Origin of the sequence: Sphingomonas kyeonggiensis (assembly GCF_014204495.1) — a bacterium.
In the GTDB taxonomy this organism is placed as follows: Bacteria; Pseudomonadota; Alphaproteobacteria; order Sphingomonadales; family Sphingomonadaceae; genus Sphingomonas; species Sphingomonas kyeonggiensis_A.
Window position 1 is genome coordinate 1562126 of sequence record NZ_JACHLN010000001.1, and the last position, 21443, is coordinate 1583568.

The 21443-nt window shown below is 67.5% G+C and carries 18 protein-coding genes; 7 read left to right on the forward strand and 11 right to left on the reverse strand.

Going from position 1 to position 21443, the window contains the following annotated elements; genetic code table 11:
- Positions 1 to 5: 5 nt before the first annotated feature.
- Together atpA and HNP52_RS07685 are read right to left on the reverse strand one after the other, a co-directional pair.
- Positions 6 to 1535 (reverse strand): F0F1 ATP synthase subunit alpha, encoded by a 1530-nt coding sequence (gene atpA / locus HNP52_RS07680; RefSeq protein WP_184164681.1) that lies wholly within the window; start codon positions 1533 to 1535, stop codon positions 6 to 8.
- Between the two features lie 11 nt (positions 1536 to 1546).
- A complete protein-coding gene (locus HNP52_RS07685; RefSeq protein ID WP_184164684.1) occupies positions 1547 to 2101 on the reverse strand; it encodes a F0F1 ATP synthase subunit delta in 555 nt (184 codons plus the stop codon).
- A 268-nt stretch (positions 2102 to 2369) separates the two neighbouring features.
- On the opposite strand from HNP52_RS07685, the gene HNP52_RS07690 reads away from it, so the two are divergent.
- Positions 2370 to 3284: a hypothetical protein gene (locus HNP52_RS07690; protein ID WP_184164687.1), complete on the forward strand. Its 915-nt coding sequence runs from the start codon at positions 2370 to 2372 to the stop codon at positions 3282 to 3284.
- Positions 3281 to 3904, forward strand: coding sequence for a hypothetical protein (locus HNP52_RS07695; protein ID WP_184164690.1), 624 nt, complete (start codon positions 3281 to 3283; stop codon positions 3902 to 3904). Before HNP52_RS07690 ends, HNP52_RS07695 begins: the two co-directional genes overlap by 4 nt.
- A 119-nt stretch (positions 3905 to 4023) precedes the next feature.
- Here HNP52_RS07695 and HNP52_RS07700 read toward each other — a convergent pair whose 3' ends face one another.
- Together HNP52_RS07700 and HNP52_RS07705 are read right to left on the reverse strand one after the other, a co-directional pair.
- Entirely contained in the window at positions 4024 to 5553 is a 1530-nt protein-coding gene (locus HNP52_RS07700) for a DEAD/DEAH box helicase (RefSeq protein ID WP_184164692.1), read from the reverse strand.
- Between the two features lie 259 nt (positions 5554 to 5812).
- Positions 5813 to 7165, reverse strand: coding sequence for a hypothetical protein (locus HNP52_RS07705; protein WP_184164695.1), 1353 nt, complete (start codon positions 7163 to 7165; stop codon positions 5813 to 5815).
- Between the two features lie 318 nt (positions 7166 to 7483).
- Between HNP52_RS07705 and HNP52_RS07710 the strand changes: the two genes are divergently transcribed.
- A complete protein-coding gene (locus HNP52_RS07710; RefSeq protein WP_184164698.1) occupies positions 7484 to 7918 on the forward strand; it encodes a PilZ domain-containing protein in 435 nt (144 codons plus the stop codon).
- On the opposite strand, the gene HNP52_RS07715 is transcribed toward HNP52_RS07710, so the two are convergent.
- A complete protein-coding gene (locus tag HNP52_RS07715) occupies positions 7890 to 9512 on the reverse strand; it encodes a glycoside hydrolase family 43 protein (RefSeq protein WP_184164701.1) in 1623 nt (540 codons plus the stop codon). The genes HNP52_RS07710 and HNP52_RS07715 overlap by 29 nt on opposite strands.
- Positions 9509 to 10759, reverse strand: a complete 1251-nt coding sequence (locus HNP52_RS07720; RefSeq protein WP_184164704.1) for an MFS transporter — start codon at positions 10757 to 10759, stop codon at positions 9509 to 9511. The genes HNP52_RS07715 and HNP52_RS07720 overlap by 4 nt, the downstream gene beginning before the upstream one ends.
- 250 nt (positions 10760 to 11009) lie before the next feature.
- Between HNP52_RS07720 and ada the strand changes: the two genes are divergently transcribed.
- Complete coding sequence (gene ada / locus HNP52_RS07725; RefSeq protein WP_184164707.1) at positions 11010 to 12047, forward strand: bifunctional DNA-binding transcriptional regulator/O6-methylguanine-DNA methyltransferase Ada; 1038 nt, start codon at positions 11010 to 11012, stop codon at positions 12045 to 12047.
- Positions 12044 to 12511: a DUF1203 domain-containing protein gene (locus tag HNP52_RS07730; protein WP_184164710.1), complete on the forward strand. Its 468-nt coding sequence runs from the start codon at positions 12044 to 12046 to the stop codon at positions 12509 to 12511. Before ada ends, HNP52_RS07730 begins: the two co-directional genes overlap by 4 nt.
- A gap of 31 nt (positions 12512 to 12542) precedes the next feature.
- Here the strand turns inward: HNP52_RS07730 and HNP52_RS07735 are convergent, their stop codons facing one another.
- From HNP52_RS07735 to HNP52_RS07750, 4 genes are all read right to left on the reverse strand, one after another.
- Entirely contained in the window at positions 12543 to 14093 is a 1551-nt protein-coding gene (locus HNP52_RS07735) for a S1C family serine protease (protein WP_184164713.1), read from the reverse strand.
- Between the two features lie 108 nt (positions 14094 to 14201).
- Positions 14202 to 15746 carry a hypothetical protein gene (locus HNP52_RS07740; RefSeq protein ID WP_184164716.1) on the reverse strand — a complete coding sequence of 515 codons (1545 nt, stop codon included), beginning with the start codon at positions 15744 to 15746 and terminating at the stop codon, positions 14202 to 14204.
- Between the two features lie 115 nt (positions 15747 to 15861).
- The gene (locus tag HNP52_RS07745) at positions 15862 to 17382 is read right to left on the reverse strand and encodes a hypothetical protein (RefSeq protein ID WP_184164719.1); all 1521 of its coding nucleotides are present in this window, start codon (positions 17380 to 17382) and stop codon (positions 15862 to 15864) included.
- 73 nt (positions 17383 to 17455) lie between these two features.
- Positions 17456 to 19624 (reverse strand): primosomal protein N', encoded by a 2169-nt coding sequence (locus HNP52_RS07750; RefSeq protein ID WP_184164722.1) that lies wholly within the window; start codon positions 19622 to 19624, stop codon positions 17456 to 17458.
- 73 nt (positions 19625 to 19697) lie between these two features.
- On the opposite strand from HNP52_RS07750, the gene HNP52_RS07755 reads away from it, so the two are divergent.
- Entirely contained in the window at positions 19698 to 20162 is a 465-nt protein-coding gene (locus tag HNP52_RS07755) for a hypothetical protein (RefSeq protein WP_184164725.1), read from the forward strand.
- A 131-nt stretch (positions 20163 to 20293) separates the two neighbouring features.
- Here HNP52_RS07755 and HNP52_RS07760 read toward each other — a convergent pair whose 3' ends face one another.
- The gene (locus HNP52_RS07760) at positions 20294 to 20947 is read right to left on the reverse strand and encodes a DUF2490 domain-containing protein (RefSeq protein ID WP_184164728.1); all 654 of its coding nucleotides are present in this window, start codon (positions 20945 to 20947) and stop codon (positions 20294 to 20296) included.
- 96 nt (positions 20948 to 21043) lie between these two features.
- Here HNP52_RS07760 and HNP52_RS07765 point away from each other — a divergent pair, with 96 nt between their 5' ends.
- Positions 21044 to 21439, forward strand: a complete 396-nt coding sequence (locus tag HNP52_RS07765) for a hypothetical protein (RefSeq protein ID WP_184164730.1) — start codon at positions 21044 to 21046, stop codon at positions 21437 to 21439.
- The last annotated feature ends 4 nt before the right edge of the window (positions 21440 to 21443 follow it).

Below are 21443 nucleotides of genomic sequence, written 5' to 3' on the forward strand. Positions count from 1 at the left end.
GCGGATCAGGCGAAGGTCTTGGCGAACGCTTCGAGCGCGGCCTTCAGCTTCGCCTTCACTTCGTCGCCCAGATCCTTGGTGTCGCGGATCGTGGTGAGGACATCGGCATGGTTCGCGCGAAGGTCGGCGAGCATCGCCGCTTCGTAGCGCACCACGTCCTGCACCGCGACGGCGTCCAGGAAGCCCTGGGTGCCGGCGTAGATCGACGCGGTCTGCTCCTCGAACGGCAGCGGCGAGAACTGCGGCTGCTTCAGCAGCTCGGTCAGGCGCGCACCACGGTTGAGCAGCTTCTGGGTCGAGGCGTCGAGGTCCGAGCCGAACTGCGCGAACGCAGCCATCTCGCGATACTGGGCGAGCTCGAGCTTGATCGAGCCGGCGACCTTCTTCATCGCCTTGGTCTGCGCCGACGAGCCGACGCGCGACACCGACAGACCCACGTTGATCGCGGGGCGGATGCCCGCGAAGAACAGGTCGGTCTCGAGGAAGATCTGGCCGTCGGTGATCGAGATCACGTTGGTCGGGATATAGGCCGACACGTCGCCCGCCTGGGTCTCGATGATCGGCAGCGCGGTGAGCGAGCCGTTGCCATTGGCGTCATTGAGCTTGGCAGCGCGCTCGAGCAGGCGGCTGTGGAGATAGAACACGTCGCCCGGATAGGCTTCGCGGCCCGGCGGACGGCGGAGCAGCAGCGACATCTGGCGATAGGCGACGGCCTGCTTCGACAGATCGTCGAACACGATCAGCGCGTGCATGCCGTTGTCACGGAAATACTCGCCCATCGCGGTGCCGGTGTACGGCGCGAGGAACTGCAGCGGGGCGGGGTCCGAAGCGGTCGCGGCGACGACGATGGAATATTCCATCGCGCCATTCTCTTCGAGCGTGCGCACCAGCTGCGCGACGGTCGAGCGCTTCTGGCCGACGGCGACGTACACGCAGTAGAGCTTCTTGCTCTCGTCGGTGCCGGCGTTGACGGTCTTCTGGTTGATGAAGGTGTCGATCGCGACGGCCGACTTGCCGGTCTGGCGGTCACCGATGATCAGCTCGCGCTGGCCACGGCCGACGGGGACGAGCGCGTCGATCGCCTTGAGGCCGGTCTGCACCGGCTCGTGCACCGACTTGCGCGGAATGATGCCCGGCGCCTTCACTTCGACGCGCGAGCGCTGGTCGGCGACGATCGGGCCCTTGCCGTCGATCGGGTTGCCGAGGCCATCGACGACGCGGCCGAGCAGGCCCTTGCCGACGGGCACGTCCACGATGGTGCCGGTGCGCTTGACGGTGTCGCCCTCGCGGATTTCGGCGTCCGAGCCGAAGATCACGACGCCGACATTGTCGGCTTCGAGGTTGAGCGCCATGCCCTGCACGCCATTGGCGAACTCGACCATCTCGCCGGCCTGGACATTGTCCAGACCGTGGATGCGCGCGATGCCGTCACCGACGCTGAGCACCTGGCCGGTTTCCGAAACCTGGGCCTCGGTGCCGAAATTGGCGATCTGGTCCTTGATGACCTTCGAGATTTCTGCGGCGCGGATATCCATTGTCTTAGCCTTCAGCCTTTCATCGCGTGCGCGAGGGAGTTCAGTCGGGTCTTGATCGAGCTATCGATCATCTGGCTGCCGATCTTCACGACCAGCCCGCCAAGGAGCGAGGGATCGACCGAAAGGTCGACGGCCACTTCCCGGCCGATACGGGTGCGCAGCTGCTGCTTGAGCGCGCTGACCTGATCGGCGGAAAGCGGATGGGCGGAGGTGACCAGCGCGGTCGTCTCGCCGCGATGCGCGGCTGCGAGCTGGCGGAAGGCCCGGATGATCGCCGGGAGCTGGCCCAGGCGACGATTCTCGGCGAGCACGCCCAGGAAGTTCGCGGTGGTGCCGTCGAGCTTCAGGCTCTTGGCGACGGCGGCAACGGCCTTGGCGGCATCGCCGCGCGAGATCAACGGGCTGGCGGTCAGCGCCTTGAAGTCGGCCGATTCGGCAAGCGCCTTGGCGACGGTGGCGAGGCTGTCCTCGACCTTGGCCAGGGCCTTCGAATCACGCGCGAGCTCGAACAGGGCGGTAGCGTAGCGTCCGCTTAGGCTTGCCTGGATACCGGCGGAATTCTCCACGCGTTTCGGTTCCTCTCGGAGGTTCGGGTTACTGCCCATATGAATTGGGGGCCGATTTCCGGCTCCACCAAAGTATTACTCCGGTGGCAACCCCATACGGCCCCCTATGGGTCGCGGCGCGGTTAGCATCGGTGTCACGGGGATGCAACCCGAGTCCGATTCGCTCTCGTGGAAGACTCTCCCGCCGGCGGCAAAAGCGCGCGTGGACCGAATCGTTTCATATGGTAAACGATGGCCCCATCATCCTTTTGGGGGAAGGGTTGGGGAAATGAACAAGCGGATTCTTGGCGGGGTCGTGCTCGCCGCTCTCGTCGCGGGCATCGCGCATGCCGAAGTCCTGAAGATCACCGGTGAGTTTGCCGCGCCTAGCCGCGAGGCAAGCCTGCTGCGCTCGCTTTCGATCGACCGGATCGGCGGCCAGGACGGTTCGGCGCTGGCGCGCGCGATCGAGCAGGGCCTGTCGGGCACGCATTTCGACCTGATGGGCGGCTATGCCGGCCAGGGCAATGCCGAGGGCTCGCTGACCGGCGGGATCACCACCGGCGTGGACGAGCAGCCCTTCAAGCGGCGCGAGAAGCGCTGCGTCGAGAAGGACAGCGCCGACCAGAAGAAGTGCATCCGCGAGGAAGAGGTCGAGCTGCGCTGCCGTCGCCGGATCGTCAGCGTGAAGGCCGATCTGCGCATCGTGCGCAACCGCGACGGCCGCATCGTCTATTCGGCGACCAAGCCGTTCAGCCAGGAAAGCAGCTGGTGCGAGGGCAAGAACGACCGCCCGGCGCCGGTGGAGGACGTGATCGCCGATGGCGTGCGCAACCTGGGCCAGGCGGTGCGCGAGGATATCGCGCCGACCATTTCGACCTATGACATCCGGGTGCGCGAGAGCGACAAGGGGATGAGCAAGGACCAGGCGAAGCGCTTCAAGGACCTGGTGAAGCTCACCAAGCGCGACGTGCGCGGGGCGTGCGACGGCTGGGAGGCGATGGCCGGTGAGCTGCCCGGCAATGCCTCGCTCACCTTCAACCGCGGCCTCTGCGCGGAGCAGGCGGGTGACTATCCGCGCGCGCTGCAGCTCTATCATGACGCCCAGCGCGCGGGCGCGGCAGAGGGTGGCGTGGGTGCCGACCGGGCGATGCGGCTGATCGCGGGCAGAGAGGATGCTGCGATCCGGGAGCGGCGGCGATGAGTGTGCTTGGGTTCGTGATTGCGCTGGTGAGCGGTGCGCAGTTGGGCTTGGCGAACCCGCCGGATAGGGCGGCCTGGCAAGTCGACGAAACCTTGGTCAGCCTATCTGTTCCGCAGGGTTATTGCGCCAATACCGAGGCGGCAATCGAATATGACAAGCGGCAGCGAGGGCGTTCGCTTCCATCTGCGGATCTTGCCCTGTTCCGTTGCGGGGAGAGCGATCCGCAGAGCTACGACTATTACACGGTGCAAACGATGCATCAGCTTCCCAAGCTGACTTTGGAAACACTGTTCGCGCGTATGGGCGAAAGCGGAAGTTCGGCATCCGTCATTGAAAACGCATCGAAAATGCGCCGGGCAATTGAGGACTGGATAGCCGGGAATAGCGTCCCTGCATTTGGCGGAGGCCAAAAAATCGGATCGGACGAACGCTGTATATATTCGGTTTATATTATGTCGGCTCCAGCAGGCTCGAAGGTTCCGAAGGTTGCTTTCTTTACTTGTACGAGCGTTGTCGCCAATCGGGTCACGCAATTCACGCGATTCATGCCGGTCCTGGATGTCGAAAAGGCAGTAAGCGCGCTGGCTGAGGTCAGGAACTTATCGTTGTCAGTCAAATAGATCCTTGCCCCGGACGCGGCTCTTTTGCTCCTGGTCGCCGAAGTTGGCTGGTAGGATTCGCCGTTTCTATCCGTGCTGGCAATTTCCCCTCCCTTGCGGGGAGGGGAATTCAACGACGCTTAGCGGCCGCGATTGCCACCCTGGCCGCCCTGGCGACCGCCGCCGCCCTGGCCACCCGAGCGCTGGCCACCGCCGCTACCGGTCGGGCGGGGCTGCCACTTGCGCTTGGGGCGGGCATAGTTGCGGGGCTGCTCGCCCTGCGGCTGCGCATCGAAGCGGCGCGGCCGCGGCTCGCCTGCCGCGGCACCGGCGGCTTCCGGACGCGGGGCGTGGCCGTCGCGGCGCGGCTGGTCGCCACGTGCACGATCGTCACGCTGGCCACCACCGGGGCGGCCGCGCTGTGGCGGGCCACCCGGGCGGCGACCGTCGCGCTGCATCGCGCGGCCGTTGCGGCCATTCTGCTCGTCGCGGCTCGGCGCGACGTTGACGCGGCTCGACTTGATCTTGTCGGCGGCGGCGACGAAGCCCTCGGGCAGCGGCACGACGCTGAGCTTCTGGCGGATCAGCCGCTCGATGTCGCGCAGATAGGGGCGCTCGTCATCGGCGCAGAAGCTGATCGCCTCGCCGTCATTGCCGGCGCGCGCGGTGCGGCCGATGCGGTGGACATACTGGTCCGCCACGTTCGGCAGCTCGAAGTTGAAGACATGGCTGACGCCCGACACGTCGATGCCGCGCGCGGCGATGTCGGTGGCGACCAGGATCTTCACCTTGCCGGCACGGAACTCGCCGAGCGCGCGCTCGCGCTGCGGCTGGCTCTTGTTGCCATGGATCGCGTTGGCGGCGATGCCGTTGCCCGCGAGCAGACGGACGACGCGGTCGGCGCCATGCTTGGTGCGGGTGAACACCAGCGCGCGATCGATCTCGGTATCGCGCAGCATCATGGTGAGCAGCGCCTGCTTCTCCGCCTGCTGGACGAAGGTCACGCTCTGGTCGACGCGCTCGGCGGTGGTCGCCTCGGGGGTGACCTTGACCTCGACCGGTTCCTTGATGAACTGGCCGGCGAGCTCGCGGATCGTCTTCGGCATGGTCGCCGAGAAGAACAGCGACTGGCGCTTTGCCGGCAGCTCGCGGACGATGCGCTTGAGTGCGTGGATGAAGCCCAGGTCCATCATCTGGTCGGCTTCGTCGAGCACGAAGATCTCGAGGCCCATCAGGATCGCGTAGCACTGGTCCATCAGGTCGACGAGGCGGCCCGGCGTGGCGACGAGGATATCGACGCCCTTGGCAAGGTCGGTCTTGTTCTTGTGGATCGAAGTGCCGCCAAAGATGGTGGCGACCGAAAGGCGGGTGCCCTTCGAATAATGGCGGGCCTGATCGGCGATCTGGCTGGCGAGCTCGCGGGTGGGGGCGAGCACGAGCATGCGGCAGCCGCGCGGCTGGGCGCGCTTGCCGCTGGCGACCAGACGGTCGATCGAGGGAAGCATGAAAGCGGCGGTCTTGCCGGTGCCGGTCTGGGCGATGCCGAGCAGGTCGCGCCCTTCGAGCAGCGACGGGATCGACTTGGCCTGGATCGGCGTCGCCTCGCTATAGCCCTTGGCGGCAAGCGCGGCGAGAACGGTCTCCGAGAGACCGAGTTCGTTGAACTGCATTGAATATCCTGTGCATACGGCCGGCGCACGCCGGACGGACTCCAGGTGCGAAGGCGGGGTCAAAAATGACGACCCGCGTGACTAGGGAAGCCGTGGAAACAATCGAGGCGGAGCCTGGGCCCTTGGGGTTTCCCCGCATGCCCGATCACGCTGCCATAACGCCTCGTTGGCCGTGCATATGGCGATGAAATCGGTTTCCGTCAAGGAAGTGGCACGGACGGCGTCGGGGCACGCCGCCCGTGCCGGGTGATCGGAAGGGTCAGTTCCCGATCACCGGTCCCGGATATTCGCGCGGGCGATAGCCGAGGCGGACGGCCTCGAGCTGGCCGTGGAGCGCGGGATCCTGATAGGCGCAGCGGCCGTTCATCTGGGTCGGGCAGCTTGTCGGGATCACCTTGTCGAAGATGTCGGCGATCAGCGCATCGTCGAAGCTTCGGCTGGGGAAAGTGCCGAAGCGGATGTTGATCAGCCGGGCGAGCAGCAACGGGGTGACCCAGGAGGTGGTGGGTGTGGTGATCGGCTCGAGCGCCAGGCCGAAGCCGTCGAGCTGGAGCAGCGGGGTGGTGTTCCACTGGAAGGGGCGCTGGGGCTCGACGCCAGTGTTGAGGAACACGTCCGCATCGGCTCGCGCCGGCCAGATCGGGAAGCCGCCGATCCCGCCGCGCCCGACCTCGTCGAGGTTCGAATCGAGCACTGCGAAATAGCCCGCGCGCAGGCGGTTGTAATATTGCGCGACCTTCTGGTCATAGGGCGCGTTGACGAGCCCGTCATTCTCCACCGCCGCATGGGCGGTCATCACGCCGGGCGTGCCGAACAGCGCGGCGTAGATCGGCGCATAGGCGGCGAGCTTGTCGCGCAGCACGGCTTCCGCAGGCGCGGCGGCGCCGCAATCGGTGGCCCAGCTGTCGCGGATCACCTCGTAGCTGTGGCCCGCGCTGTAATTGACGTAGCGGACATTGTTGGCGCGCATCATCGCGACGAGATTGTCCGCGGTGGTCTGCGCGGCGGCGGTGAGGCGCGTCTGCACCGCGGCACTGCCCGAGATGTCGCAATAATCGGCTCGGGCGACATCGACGAGGTCGATCTTGTCGAGCAGCACCAGCGGCTGGGCCGGATTGGTGTCGGCGATCAGGCGGAAGACGGTGGCGCCATGCCCGACATTGTCGAGGTTGAGTCCCGGATACATGCGATAGGCCATCTCGGCGACGGCGCGCAGCTGCTCGGTGGGGTCATATTCCGGATAGGCGAAGCGATCGAGTGCCTTCCAAAGCGAAGTCGGCACGCGCCAGGTGGAGGTAGCGTTGGCCAGCGCGCCGGCGGTGCCAAACCGGTAATAGTTCTTGATCCGCTTGCGGAAGCGGATCGCCGCACCGGGCAGGCGCGGGAAGTCGTCGATGACCAGCACGGCTTCGTTGCTGTTCGGGTCCATGGCGAAGTCGCCTGGGCGATAGGGCTGCTCGGTGAAGCTGCACCCGGTGGTGACGCCGCCCTGGAAACAGGTGTCCGCCTGCATCTCGGCGCGCGCGGCGGTGATGCGCTCGGCGAGCGGGCCCCGGGGCGGCTGCGGGATCGGAGTGGAGGTCGGCGTGGGGCTGGGTGTCGGCGTGGGCACCGGGCTGGGAGTGGCCGTCGGTGTCGGGGAGGGTGCGGGGGCTTCCGCGCTTCCACCGCATGCGGCCAGGGCAAGAGGGAAGAGGAAGAGCGCGCTGCGCGAAGCCGGGCGCCGGGGGCGGGACAGGAGAGTGGGTGCGGACATGGCCGCGTCCATAAGTGTATTGCTATACTAACTCACCGTTTCAGTTGTAACGATCGTGTTTCGAAGCAGAAACATCCCTGCTTGATGGCGGAATCGGCCCGGATCGCCGGATATGCAAAGCACTCGTTAACGCCTCTCCGGCTAGGTTCGGGGCGCCAATCATGGAGCCCCAAATTGCTCGTCGCCAAGCTTGAGATCCTCGGAGATATCGACCGCCGCGGCGCGATCCGTTTCGATGCGGATTCGCCCTCGACCCTGCGCACCCCCGATGGCGCGCCGATCGATGTGCAGGTCGAGGATTTCTCGCGCACGGGCTTCCGCTTCGGCTCCGAGCTCGACCTGCCGGTGGGCACGCTCGTCTCGCTCGGCCTGTCGGGTGCCGGATCGCGCGCCGCCAAGATCGTGCGCCGTTCGGGCAACACCTATGGCTGCGCGTTCATGAAGGCGCTGACCGAGGAAGAGATCGCGCACGCGTTCCGCGGGCAGGAGCATATCCTGGCCGATCTCTCGGCCGCGCTCGCCGCCCGCTTCGGCACCGGCAAGCCGGGCCAGAAGCCGACGATCCCGCCGCTGCGCCGGCTTATGCGCCGTCCGGTCCGCGAGGACTGAACTCCCGCTCCCGATAGGCGAACCAGTCGAAGTCCGCGTGGAGCCCCGCGCCGGACATGTCCTGGCACGCCATGCCGACAAAGGCGCCGGTGAAGTTCGCCATGCCCGGCGCGCTCGCTTCGTCCGAGAGGATCGAGGCGTCGAACTGTTCCGGGAGCCAGTTCCACGCGCCGCCGGGCGCGCGCCAGGCGAAGCGCAGCCGCTCATAATCGACGTCGACGCGCAGCTCGACCGGCCCTTCGGGAATCGCGATCGGCGCGGTGAACGCATCGGCCTGGGGCGAATCGGGCAGCGCCGACATCACCCGGATGTGGCGGCCGACTTCCTCGTCCTGGCTGATGTGGAGGTAGTGGAATTTGGACGCGTTGTACCAGGCGACCAGCCCGGCGGCTTGCTGGAAATGGCGCGGGGCATAATCGAGCGCGCAGGAAGCCGAATAGCAGAAGGCCTGTTGTCGCCGCGCGACCAGCGCCTGGGTGAACAGGCTGCCGATCGTCTCGCGGCCATATAGCCGGAGACGGCCCGGCCGGGCGGTGAGGCTGAAGATCGCCTCGGGCTCGGGCGTGCGCAGCCATTGGAAGTCGATCGGCAGAGCCGTGCTGTCGAAATCGTCGCGGATATCGACCAGCGCTCTGCCTTCCGGGCCGGGGACTTCGAGCATCGGCATGCCGGGATCGCCAATGGTGTAGAGCCAGCCGTCCTCGGCCCAGCGCATCGGCTGGATCGCGGTCTCGCGGCCCAGCACGCAGCGCCCGCGATTGGGGAGCGGCCGGCCGCAGAGATAGACCAGCCAGGGCTCGCCCTCGGGCGTCTCGACCAGATCGGCATGGCCGGCGCGCTGGAGCGGTGCATCGGGGCGGGTGCGGCTGCTCAGGATATAGGTGTCGGGATGGAGCTCGTAGGGGCCGGTAAGGCTGCGCGAGCGCGCCATGGTCACGGCATGGTTCCAGCTGGTGCCGCCCTCGGCGGTGAGGAGGTAGTACCAGCCGTCGCGCCGGTAGAGATGCGGCGCCTCGGTGAGGCCGAGTGGCGTGCCGGGGAAGATGTTGACCCGCTCGCCGATCAGCCTGCGTTCGGCCGGCGAATATTCCTGCGCGACGATTCCGGCAAAGCGGTTGCGGCCCGGTCGGTGGTCCCAGAGCATGTTGAGCAGCCACTTGCGGCCGTCTTCGTCGTGGAAGAGCGAGGGATCGAAGCCGCTGCTGTTGAGATGGATCGGATCGGACCAGTCGCCGTCGATGGTCTCGCAGGTGACGAGGTAATTGTGGAAGTCGCGCAGGGACGCGCCCGATGCACCGCCGACCGTGGTGCGGCCATAGCGCTTCACATCGGTGTAGATCAGGTGGAAGCGCTCGCCGTCGTGCGAAAGGCACGGCGCCCAGACGCCGCAGCTGTCCGGATCGCCGCGCATGTCGAGCTGGCTCGCGCGGTTGAGCGGCCGAGCGACCAAAGTCCAGTTGGCGAGGTCGCGGCTGTGGTGGATCTGCACGCCGGGGAACCACTCGAAGGTGGACGTGGCGATGTAGTAATCCTCGCCGACGCGGACGATCGAGGGATCGGGATTGAAGCCGGGCAGGATGGGATTGCGGGTCATGCGGGCTTTCGTACGAGCGTCCAGAGCACGGCGGCGGCGATCAGGTCGAGCAGGCCGAGCGCGATGAAGAAGGGGTTATAGCCGATCGAGGCGACGAGGCTCCCCATCAGCAGCGAGAAGATCAGGATCGAGGCATTGGCGCAGGTGCCGGCCATGCCCGCCACGGTGCCCAGCTCGTCGCGGCGGAACAGGTCGCTGGCCATGGTGATGACGGTGACCGACAGGGTCTGGTGCGCGAAGCCGCCGAGGCAGAGCAAAGCGACCGCCGCCCAGGCATTCTCGACAAAGCCTACGAACATCATCCCGGTCATCAGCACCGCGCCCAGCGTGAAGGTCCAGCGGCGCGCGTCGATCAGGTTCACTCCACGCCGCTGGAGCCACAGCACCAGGGTGGGGCCGAACAGGCAGCCGAGATCAGCGGCGACGAAGGGCAGGAAGGCGCTCAGCGCGATCTCGGCCAGATCGAAGTGACGGATCTTCACCAGATAGAGCGGCAGCCAGAAGGTGAGCGTGCCCCAGGTCGGATCGGCGAGGAAGCGCGGGATGGCGATGCCCCAGAAGTTGCGCTGGCGCAGGATCGATCCGATCGACGGGCGCGCGCCTGCGGCCTGGATATGGGCTTCCTGGCCGGCGAGGATATGGGCGCGTTCCTCCTCGCTGATGTCGGGATGCTCGGCGGGGCCACGGTAGAAGCGCAGCCACAACAGCACCCAGAGCAGCGCCATCGCACCGGCGATCACAAAGGCCGCGCGCCAGTTCCACATCCAGATCGACCAGGCGACCAGCGGCGCGGCGAGCGCGGATCCGGCCGAGGCGCCGAGATTGTAGACGCCGCCGGCCAGCCCGCGCTCCTTCGCCGGAAACCATTCCGAGACGACCTTGAGCCCGCCAGTGTGCGAAGTGCCCTCGGCGAAGCCCAGCGCGCCGCGCAGCCCGAACAGCATCTGCCAGTTGAAGGCGAGGCCGTGTGCCATGGTGAGCAGCCCCCAGCAGCTCGCGAAGATGGCGAGCCCGGTGCGCAGCCCGATCGTGTCGAGGATGTATCCCACCACCGGCTGCAGCATGACGCCGGCCTGAAAGGCGGCGGTGATCCAGCTATACTGATGCTCGTCGATGCCGAGATCGGGCATGAACACGGGCGCCGCGACCGCCAGGGTCGACCGGGTGAGATAGTTGACGATCGTGCCCAGCATCACGATCGCGATGATCCACCAGCGCAAGGCGCGCGTGCGTTGCCAGAAGGACATGGCCTCTCCCATGCGGGCGTCGGGGTCGCGCCCGTTAGCGCTAACGGTGGCGGGTTTGGCCGGGCAGGGCAAGAGGCTTATTGTATGAGTTATTGTCTGGCGTCCGTCATCCCGGCGAAAGCCGGGATCTCGTGCGGCTCCTTCCCCGCGCCTTCGCCTGAGATCCCGGCTTTCGCCGGGATGACGGCAGGGCCGCTTTGACCGCAAACGCCGGGATGTGGGGCAGGGGATAGAAGCCTATATCGCTCCCATGACCCACCATCTCTCCCTTCCCGAAGACGCGGCCTGGGCCGCCTTCGAAGCGCGCGACCGCGCATTCGAGGGGCGGCTGATCGTCGCGGTCACCACCACCCGCATCTATTGCAAGCCGACCTGCCCGGCGCGGCGGCCGAAGCGCGAGCATGTCGAGTTCTTCGACGATGCCGAGGCCGCGCGGGCGGCCGGCTATCGCGCCTGCCTGCGCTGCAAGCCCGATGAAGTGGGGCGCGACCGGGTGGCGGTGGCGCGCGCCGTCGCGCTGATCGAGGCGGCAGAGGAGAATGTCTCGCTCGACGCGATCGCGACGGCGGTCGGCTATGCGCCGCATCATTTCCACCGTCTGTTCAAGCGCGCCACCGGCGTGACTCCGGCTGCCTATGCCCGCGGCCTCAAGGCGAAGCGGGCGGCCGCGGCGCTGGACGAAGGCAGCGTCACCGAGGCGATCTACGAGGCCGGCTATTCGGCGCCGAGCCGCTTCTACGAGACCGCCAATGCCCGGCTCGGCATGTCGCCCAGCGTCTGGAAGCGCGGTGGCGCCGGCGTGACGATCCGCTGGGCACTCGCCGAGACCAGCCTGGGGCCGCTGCTGATCGCGGCGACCGACAAGGGGCTGTGCCGCGTCGCGTTCGAGGAGAATGCGCTCGATCTCGCGACGCGATTCCCGGCGGCAGAGATCGTCCAGGGCGGCGCCGCGCTCTCGGCGCTGGCAGCGCGGGTGGTCGCCGAGGTCGAGAGCCCGGGGCGCGACACCGACCTGCCGCTCGACGTGCAGGGCACGGCTTTCCAGGAAGCGGTGTGGCAGGCGCTGCGGGCGATCCCGCCGGGCGAGACGCGCAGCTATGCCCAGCTCGCGGCGGCGGCCGGCAGCCCCGGCGCGGTGCGCGCGGCGGGCACGGCCTGCGGCGCGAACCATGTGCCGGTGATCATCCCCTGCCACCGCGCGCTGCGCTCGGATGGCAGCATGGGCGGCTATGCGTACGGCGTCGATCGCAAGCGCGCGCTGCTCCGGCGCGAGGGAGGCGACGAATGAGCTATGTGATCCAGGGGATCGACCCTGCGCCCTTCCGCCGGCTGTACGGCATGACGGACGAGGCGCTTGCCGCCGAGCAGGTGGTGCGCTTCACGGTCGAGAAGAAGCCCGATGCGCCGTGCCGGGTCGAGTTGGTCGATGTCGATCCGGGCGAGGCTGTGCTGCTGGTCAACCACGTGCACCTGCCCATCGCCTCACCCTATCGCAGCGCGCATGCGATCTTCGTGCGCGAAGGTGCAGAGGTGCCGGCCCGGTTCGAGAACCGGATACCCGAGCCGCTGGCGATCCGCCTGCTCTCGGTCCGCGCGTTCGACGGCGCGGGGATGATGACCGATGCCGATGTGGTCGAGGGCAATGCGCTCGAGCCGCTGATGGCGCGGATGTTCGCCGATCCGGCGGTGGCGTATCTCCATGTCCACAATGCGAAGCGCGGCTGCTTCGCGGCGCGGGTGGACAGGGGTTGATCCGTCATCCCGGCGAAACCCGGGATGACGTCTATTTGGCCGCAGCCGGCGTCGCCACGGCAGCCGGGGCCCCGGCCGAGGCCGAGCATTTGTATACCAGCTTCTCGTTATAGACCGCAGGCAGCGCGGTGCGGATGTTCTGCTGCTGCGTCGCCAGTTCGGCGCGCTTGGCCTGGTCGGACGAGCATTCCTTCAGCGGCACGCCCTTACGCAGCGCCCGCGCCTGCTTCATCTGCTCGGAGGAGAGCAGGTAACGGGTGTTGGTATAGGTGCCCGTGGCGGGATCGAAGTCGAGCACCGAGACATTGGCTTCCTGGTCCGGCACCAGGATGCGCTGCCAGTGCGTGCCGGCTTCGGCATATTGGGTCCGGCTGTTGATGCAGCCGTCCTTGCCGACATCGAGATCGACATTGTCGGTGGCGGAGACGATCACGCGGCTGCGTTCGGGCACCAGGGTGCAGACCAGCTTGCCTTGCGCCGCCGCGGTTGCCGCTCCGGCCGCGGCTGCCGCCTTGGGCACCGGCACCACCGACGCTTCGTCGAAGCCCGGCCGGCTGAGGAACAGCGCGACCGCGCCGAGCATCAGCACGCCGCCGCCCGCCGCGACCCAGATCGCCTCGCGCTTGCGCTCGCGCGAGAGCAGCAATCCGGCGCCGCCCACGGCAAGCGCGCCGAGAACGAGCAGCACCGCGGCACCGGCCATGTAGTTCTCACGCGTGGTCTCGGCGCGGTTGCGTGCCCGGGCGATCGCATCGTCCCGTTCCGCCTCGGCCCGGGCGGCATCGGCGCGCGAGGTCTCGTCGGCTGCCAGCCGCGCCTTGTCGTCGGCGCTGCGCTCCTGCGCCATCTGCTCCTCGACCGAGGTGCAGGGCATTTCGATGGTCGCTACCGGCTGCTTCGCCTCCGCCAGGAAAGCGGCAAGCTCGCTGTCCGCGATGGCGAAGGCAAAGGTCGAATCGCCTTCGTCATTATGCGTGATCGCCGAATTGACGCCGAGCACGCGGCCGCAGCGGTCGAGCAGCGGACCGCCCGAATTGCCGCGCGCGATGCTGGCGGTGTGGAGCAGCACGCTCACGCCGCTCAACTGGCGCAGTCCCGCGAATCCGCCCTGCGAGCGCACCGGCGATTGCGGCTTGATGAAGTCGGCGGCCGACCGCGCGGTGGCGACATCGACATTGCCCGGATAGCCGAGCGCGACCAGCGCGTCGCCATCGGCGATCTTGCCGGTGAACAGGGTGAGCGGCGGCAGGCGCACCCCGGTGAACTCGATCAGCGCCAGGTCACGCGCCTGGTCGACCTTGATCACCTTGCCCTGGTAGGACTTGTCGCCCTCGGAAGGGACGACGCCGATCACGACATTGTCGGGATAGCGCGAGGCAAGCTCGACGACATGCGCATTGGTGACCACCCGGTTGGGCGCCACCGCGAAGCCGCTGCCATGGCCGAAGCCGACCACCTCGTCATCGACCACCGCGATGGTAACGATGCGCACCACGCCGCGCGCCGAGGCGGAGATGTCGTCGGCATGCGCGGGGCCCGCCCATGCGAAGAGCAGCGCCACGACCAGAAGCAACCGACGCATCATCGAACCCGAACCCTTTGTTTCTGGCCGGCAGCTTTCGGGCAAAAGCGGCGCGGGTTCAAGCGGCAGGCGGCGCGGTCCGTGTGCCGAACCGCGCCGCTGCGGGCATCATCCCGCCTTCTTCTTGTTCTTGGCGTCTTCCTCGGCCTTCTTGGCCTTGGCCTCGGCATCCGCGATCACCTTGAGCGCGGCCTCCTTGCCGTCCTTGTCGAGCGCATCCAGCACCTTCAGGGAGACATTCTCGCCACTCTGGTGCGGACCATAGGCGATCTTCTCGAACGCGATCTTCGCGCCGGGGATGTTGCCCTGCTCGAGCAGCACCCTGCCCACCTGGAAGCGCAGCCCGTCGTCGAACGGCGCATAGGTATAGGCACCGACCAGCCCGTCCTGCGCCATCTTGGGCACCGGCTGCCCCGCCGCCTCGTAGCTCTGGTAGAAGAGCACCAGCGGCTGCGGATAGGTGGGGTCGAGCTTGTTGGCCTTGATGAACCAGCTGCGGATCGCCTTCCAGCGGGCCGCATCGGTCACCTTGGCGTCCTTGGCGATCGCCTGCTGGGCCATGCCCTTGTAGAGCAGCGCGTGGATCGAGTTCGGATCGGCCGCCAGCGCGCGATCCGCTGCCGCTTCCGCCGCGGCATAGTTCTTCGCGTCGAACTCGGCTTCGGCCAGTTCGTTCTGCGCGCCCGGATCATTGGCATAGGGGGCGGCCGCCTGGCGTGCCCATTCGACCACCATCTTGGCGCGCTCCTCGTTGACGCCGCGGGTGGAATAGATCCGCGCCTTCATCGTCGCGGCCTCGCCCGCGCTCAGGCGGCGCATCGTGACTTCGCCCACCTGGACCTTGCCGGCCGGCACCGCGATCGTCGGCAGCGCACCGCGCGCGCCATAGGCGTTGAGCTTGGCGTCGAGCTGGCCCAGGCTGCCGAAAGCCTTGTTCGCCTCCTCCACCGACTTGCCCTCGTTGAGCGCCTGGATATAGGCGCCCAGTTCCTTGGCATGGCCGCCGAGGACGGAATAATGGGTGAGCAGCCAGCCGCGCCCATAGAGCGTCTGGGTGTCCAGCTCCTTGTCCTTGGGATCGAGCTTGAGCAGCCGCTCGGCCGGCATCTGCGCGGTGCGGTTGATGCCATAGGCGCGATATTCGGGCGCCTTGCCGATCACCAGCGTATCGTCACCCCCGCGGTAGAAGGCGGTGCCGACGAATTCGGCGAAGCCCTCCACGAACCATTTCGGGAAGACCACGCTCGGCCAGCTCGAGAACATGAAGCTGTGGCCATATTCGTGCTGCAGGATCGTCTGCGCGTTGAGCGAATTGCCGCCATCGTCCCTGGGCACGAAGGCCACCGGCCCGGTGGCCCGCGCATCGAAGAAGCCGGCCGGACCGCTGCCGCCGTACAGGCGCTGGATCTCGCCGACATTGGCGACGACGAACACGTGCACCCGCATCATCGGGCTCAGCGGCTTGTCCGGCGTGCCGGTCAGGAAGCGCAGCGTCTGGTCGAACCGCTCCAGCTTCTCGGTATAGGCTTTGAGCTTTTCCGGATTCTCGTCCGAATAGACGACGAAATGCTTCGAGCTCGCCTCATACCAATCGGCATGCGCGAGCGATGGTGCCAGCAGAAGCGTGGCAGTGATGAACAGGCGTTTGAACATGATCTTGTCCCCCAACAATGCGGGAGCTTAGGAATGACTTGGCGGCTCGGCAAGGCGGCACGATCCGTCGTTCGTGCCGGTCTTCCTCAGCCGGGTTTTTTCCAGTTGTCAGCCGTCATTTCCCGCTCCTCTCGTCGGCCGGTTTCTCCAGCATCTCGATTGCGCCCTCGATGTCGCCCGCATCTATCTTCGCGATCAGGGCAGTGGCGATCTTCGCCGTGGCGCGGCCATGCGGATCATAGGCGAGGGGGGCGAGCAAGGTCCGCGCCGCGCCACCATTGCGCTCTTGAAGGTACATGGCGGCCGTGTCGAAGCGCAGGCTCTTGTCATAGGGCGCGAGCTGGAAGGCCGTTGCGAGTCCGTCCTTCGCGATCTCCGGCGGTGCCGCGCCCTGCTCGGCGAAGCTGCGATAATAGAGCCAGAGCGGGAGCGGGTCGCGCGGATCGAGGCGATTGGCGGAGGAGAGAAGGCTGCGTACGCCGTTCCAGGTTTCCGCTCGGGCGTCGCTCGCCTTGCGGGCAGCGACCATCCGCGCGGTTGCCTTGAACGTCAGTGCGCGGAGCAGCTTCGGATCGGCCGCCAGCGCTCTGTCCGCCGCGGCCGTGGCGCCGGCATAGTCGCTTGCGTCGAGCGCGGCACCGGCCAGCACCAGCTGCGCATCGGCATCGTTGGGCCAGGGCGCGGCGGCGTGCCGGGCATCGGCATAGATGTCGGCCGCGTTCGCGGCGGTCACGGCCACCCGCGAGCGAATCCGCACGTCCATGATCGCGGCGGCGCCGGCGGGAAGCTTGCGCAAGGTCACCGGACCGATCGCCAGCCGATCGCCCGGAATGGTCGAGATCGGCAGGTGCCGCTTCTTGTAGACGTCCAGCTCGCCATCCAGCCGCTTCAGGTCGCCGAACGCGGCTCTGGCCGCCTCGAGTGACGGCTCGCCGGCCTTGAGCGCGGCAATATAGGCGCCGAGCTGGGTGCTGCGCTGCTGCGCGCCGATCCGCAGATAATGGGTGAGCAGCCAGGCGCGCCCGTAGAACGCGCTCATCTCCTCCTCGCTCAGCGACCTGGCGTCGGCGGTGAGCAGCTTCTCGATCGGCATGGTCTCGCCCAGGATCGCGATACCGCGATACAGCGGTGGCTCGCCGAGCGTCACCGATCCGTCCGTGCCGAAGCGGGCGGTGGCGTTGAACTCGGCAAAGCCCTCGATCAGCCAGCCCGGATAGGCCGTGTCGGGATCGAGACTCCACATGAGGTGATGGCCATATTCGTGGAGCAGCACCTGCATCGGCTTGAGTGCCGTGTCGCCGCTGCCGGCGCGTTCCTGTGTGACGACCGCGAAGGACCCGCTGGCCCGAGCACTGAAGAAGCCGGCAAGGCCCGACCGGGAGAGTTTTTCCACCGCAGCCACGTCATCGACCATGAACACGGTGACCCGGCTTGCCCGGGCGATCTCGGTATCCTTCTGGCCCACCATCAGCCGGATCGCGCGATCCAGCCTTTCCAGCCGCGTGGCGAAGGCTTCCAGTCTGTCGGGATTGCCCTCGGCATAAACGACGAAATGCGGCGTGCTCGCCTCATACCAGTCGGCCCGCGCGACTGCAGGCATGGCAAGCAGCATTAGCGCGAGAAACACACGCAACATGATGGAAATCCCCCCGATTCCATCGCGATGCTAACCGGCGGGGCAGGCTCCCGATAGCGGAAAACCGACCGATTCAGACGAAACTATAAGGATCCACGTCCACCGCCACGCGCACCTTCTGGCTCCAGGCCAGGCTGCCCAGCCAGTCGCGCAGCACCTGCTGCACGTCGAAGCTGCGCCGGGCATGGACGAGCAGCCGGTAGCGGTGCCGTCCGCGCAGCATCGCCAGCGGGGCGGGGGCAGGGCCGTAGACGTGCATGTCCTCGCCGATCTCGGGCGCGGTGCGGCCGATCATCCGCGCGGTCTCCTCGGCGGCGGCGCGGTCCTCCGAGCTGACGATGATCGCGGCATAGCGGCCGAAGGGCGGGGCATCGGCGTCGCGCCGCGCCTCGGTCTCCGCCGCATAGAAGCTCTCGGCATCGCCGGTGATCAGCGCCTGCATCACCGGCGCGTCGGGGGCATGCGTCTGGATATAGACGGTGCCGGGCTTCTCGCCGCGCCCGGCGCGCCCCGACACCTGCATGATCTGCTGGAAGGTGCGCTCGGAGGCGCGCAGGTCGCCGCCGTCGAGCCCGAGATCGGCGTCGATCACGCCGACCAGGGTGAGGTTGGGGAAGTGATAGCCCTTGGTGACCAGCTGGGTGCCGACGACGATGTCGATCGCGCCATGCTCCATGCGGGCAACGAACTCGGCGGCCTTGGCGGGCGACCACAGCGTGTCCGAGGTGACGATAGCCGTTCTGGCTTCGGGCCACAGTGCCGCCACTTCGTCGGCGATCCGCTCGACGCCGGGGCCGCAGGCGACCAGCGTATCCTCGCTCTTGCACTCCGGGCAGATCTCGGGCGCCGGCACCGTGTGCCCGCAATGATGGCAGGACAGGCGGCGCAGCAGCCGGTGCTCGACCATCCAGGCGGTGCAGTTCGGGCACTGGAAGCGGTGGCCGCAATGCCGGCACAGCGTCAGCGGGGCATAGCCGCGCCGGTTGAGGAACAAGAGCGACTGCTCGCCCCTGGCCAGCGTCTCGTCGATCGCCTTGACCAGCGGCGGCGCGATCCAGCGGCCGCGCTCGGGCGGCTCCTGGATCAGATCGATGGGGACGATCTCGGGCATCTCCGCCAGCCCGTAGCGGCCGGGCAGCTTGAGCTCCTCGTAACGGCCGAGCTCGACCTGGTGCCGCGTCTCGATCGCCGGGGTGGCGGAGGCGAGGATCACCGGGCATTCCTCGAACCGTCCGCGCATCACGGCGACGTCCCGGGCGTGGTAGTGGACGCCGTCTTCCTGTTTGAAGCTGGTCTCGTGCGCCTCGTCGACCACGATCAGCCCCAGGTTCGGATAGGGCAGGAACAGCGCCGAGCGCGCGCCCACCGTCACCATCGCCTCGCCGCTGGCGATCGCGCGCCAGGCGCGGCGGCGCTGCGAGGTGCGCAGGCCCGAGTGCCAGGCGACCGGATCGCAGCCGAAGCGCTTCTCGAAGCGGGTGAGGAACGGCTCGGTCAGCGCGATCTCGGGCAGCAGCACCAGCGTCTGCTTGCCGGCGGCGATCGCGGCGGCGACCGCTTCGAAATAGACTTCGGTCTTGCCCGATCCGGTCACCCCGTCGAGCAGGAACGGCTGGAAGGCCTCCGCGCCCACCGCCTGGCGCAGGATCGATGCGGCATCGGCCTGGAGCGGGTTGAGCTCGGGCGGCGCGAAGCTCGGATCGGGCATCGGATAGGGCGTGTCGGTATCGACCACCACCGGCTCGATCGCGCCGACCTTGACCAGCCCGCGGATCACCGCGTCGGACACGTCGGCGACCAGCGCCAGTTCCTTGACCAGCCCCTGGCGCTCGCCGATCCGCTCCAGCGCCTGGGCGCGCTGTGGGGTCAGTCGCTCGGGCACCTGGCCGGTCGCGCGATATTCGGTGATCGTCGGCGCGCTCTCAAAGGCGGCAGAGGTGCGCAGCGCCATTGCCAGCACGGCCGAGGGCGGGCTCAGATAATAGTCCGCCGTCCACTCGACGAGCCGGCGCACCGGCGCCGGGATCGGCGGCGCGTCGGCCACCGCCATGATGTTGCGCAGCCGGTTGTCGCCGATCTCCTCGGTCGGCAGCCGCTCGGCTTCCCAGACCACGCCGGCATATTGGCGCGGGCCGATCGGCACGACGACGATCGACCCCGGCGCGACCCGCATGCCGGCGGGCACGCGATAGTCGAGGGGGCCAAGCGCGGGATGGAGGACGAGAACGCGGGCGCGCGACATGCGGCCCCTCATATGGGGTTTTGCGCGCGAAACGGAATCCCCCTATTCCGGCCGACGAAGGAGATCCCCCCCGATGTTGCTCGCCGCTGCCCTGCTGCTGCTCCAGACCGCGCCCGCGCCTGCCGCCCAGACCACGGCGTGCAAGGCGACGGATGCCAGCCTGCCCACCGCGCTGCTCGGCTGGGTGAAGCCGGGCGACGAATTCGTCCCCGGCAAGGCCGTCGAGCTCGACACGATCGATGCCGCGGCGCTCAAGGGGCTGCCGGCCGGCACCAAGCCGGGCAAGGCGGCGATGATCGGGTTCAAGGTCGAGACCGCCGGCGTCTACGGCGTCGCGCTCGACCAGGGCGGCTGGATCGACGTGCTGCCGGGCACCGAGGGCGGCGCTGCGCTCACTTCGGTGAAGCATGGCCATGGCCCCGAATGCTCGACGATCCGCAAGATCGTCCGCTTCGATCTCAAGCCGGGCCTTTACCGGCTCTACGTCTCCGGCCTGCCGGGCGCGAAGGTGAAGGCGATGCTGGTGAGTGGCGAGTAATCAGGGCGGCTATTTGGCAGATTGTTCCCCGGCGAACGCCGGGGCCAAGGGTTTCTTCGCCGAATCGCTTGTGACTCTGGGCCCCGGCGTTCGCCGGGGAACTGGTTCGGGATTTCCTCGCGAATGCGCGACTAAGGCCGCAGCGTCAGCCCGATCGTCATCGCATGATCCATCTGGTCGCGCGCGCCCATGCGACCGAAGCGATACTGGTTGAGATAGCCGATCTCGCCGCGCAGCTGGCGACCGATCGGCACGCCCAGCCCGATATTGGCGCGCACCCGCTCAATCCCGCTGCGTTGGCCCCAGCCGGTGGTGTTGAAGTTGAGGAAGGTCTCGTGCGTGGCGAACATGCCCAGCCCGCCTCGCGTGATCTGGCGGTTGAACCGCAACTGCCCGCGTATCCGGTGGCCGATCTCCGGCCCGGAGCTGTTGAATCGCTGTTCAAGCCGGACGCGCGCCGCGAAGCCCGCGCCGAGCGGCACGATCACATGCTGGCGAATCCGCTCCTCATTGGGCAACACCCGGTCACCAACGAAATCCTCGACATGGCGAAAGCCGATTCCGAGCTCGACCTTGCCGATCTTCCGGGCGAACAGGCCGCCGATCTCGGTGTGTGCCAGCCCTTTGGCGCGATCGCCGAAGCGGACGATGCTCTCCACCGTCGCTTCCTCATGCTCGCCCACCCGCACGATCCCGCTTGCCTGAAGCCACAGCTGGTCGTCGGTCCGCTGCGCCAGCACGGGCGTGGCGGCGAACAACGGAAGCAAAGCGAGAAACAAGCGCATCGCGCCTAAACGCATCGTCTTCATTTCGGTGCAAGCTTTTGTTGCTGGTGTCGGAACATTCATGGAACATCCCGCCGATCAGCAAGGGGGATGACAATGATTCTCACGGCACTCGCCCTGGCCGCGGCGATCCAGGACCGCTGTACCGCGCTCGATACCCGGCTTCCGCGTCCGCTCGCCGGCTGGACCCGGGACGGCAAGGGGCTCGACACGCGGCATGCGGTGACGCTTCCCGTGCGGAACGGCACGCTGGAGACGCGAATCACCATCCGCAAGGCGGGGCTGGTTGGGATCGCGATCGATCGCGAGGGCTGGATCGATGCCTTCCCGGCGACCGGCAGGCGCCCGCTGCGCATGGCGTCGGAACGCCGGGGGCCGCGCTGCTCGACGATCCACAAGATCCTCACCTACCGGATGCGTCCGGGCACCTATCGCGTCACGGTGAATCGGCTTAAGGGCGGTCGCGCAAAGCTCATGCTCACGCACGACTGACAAG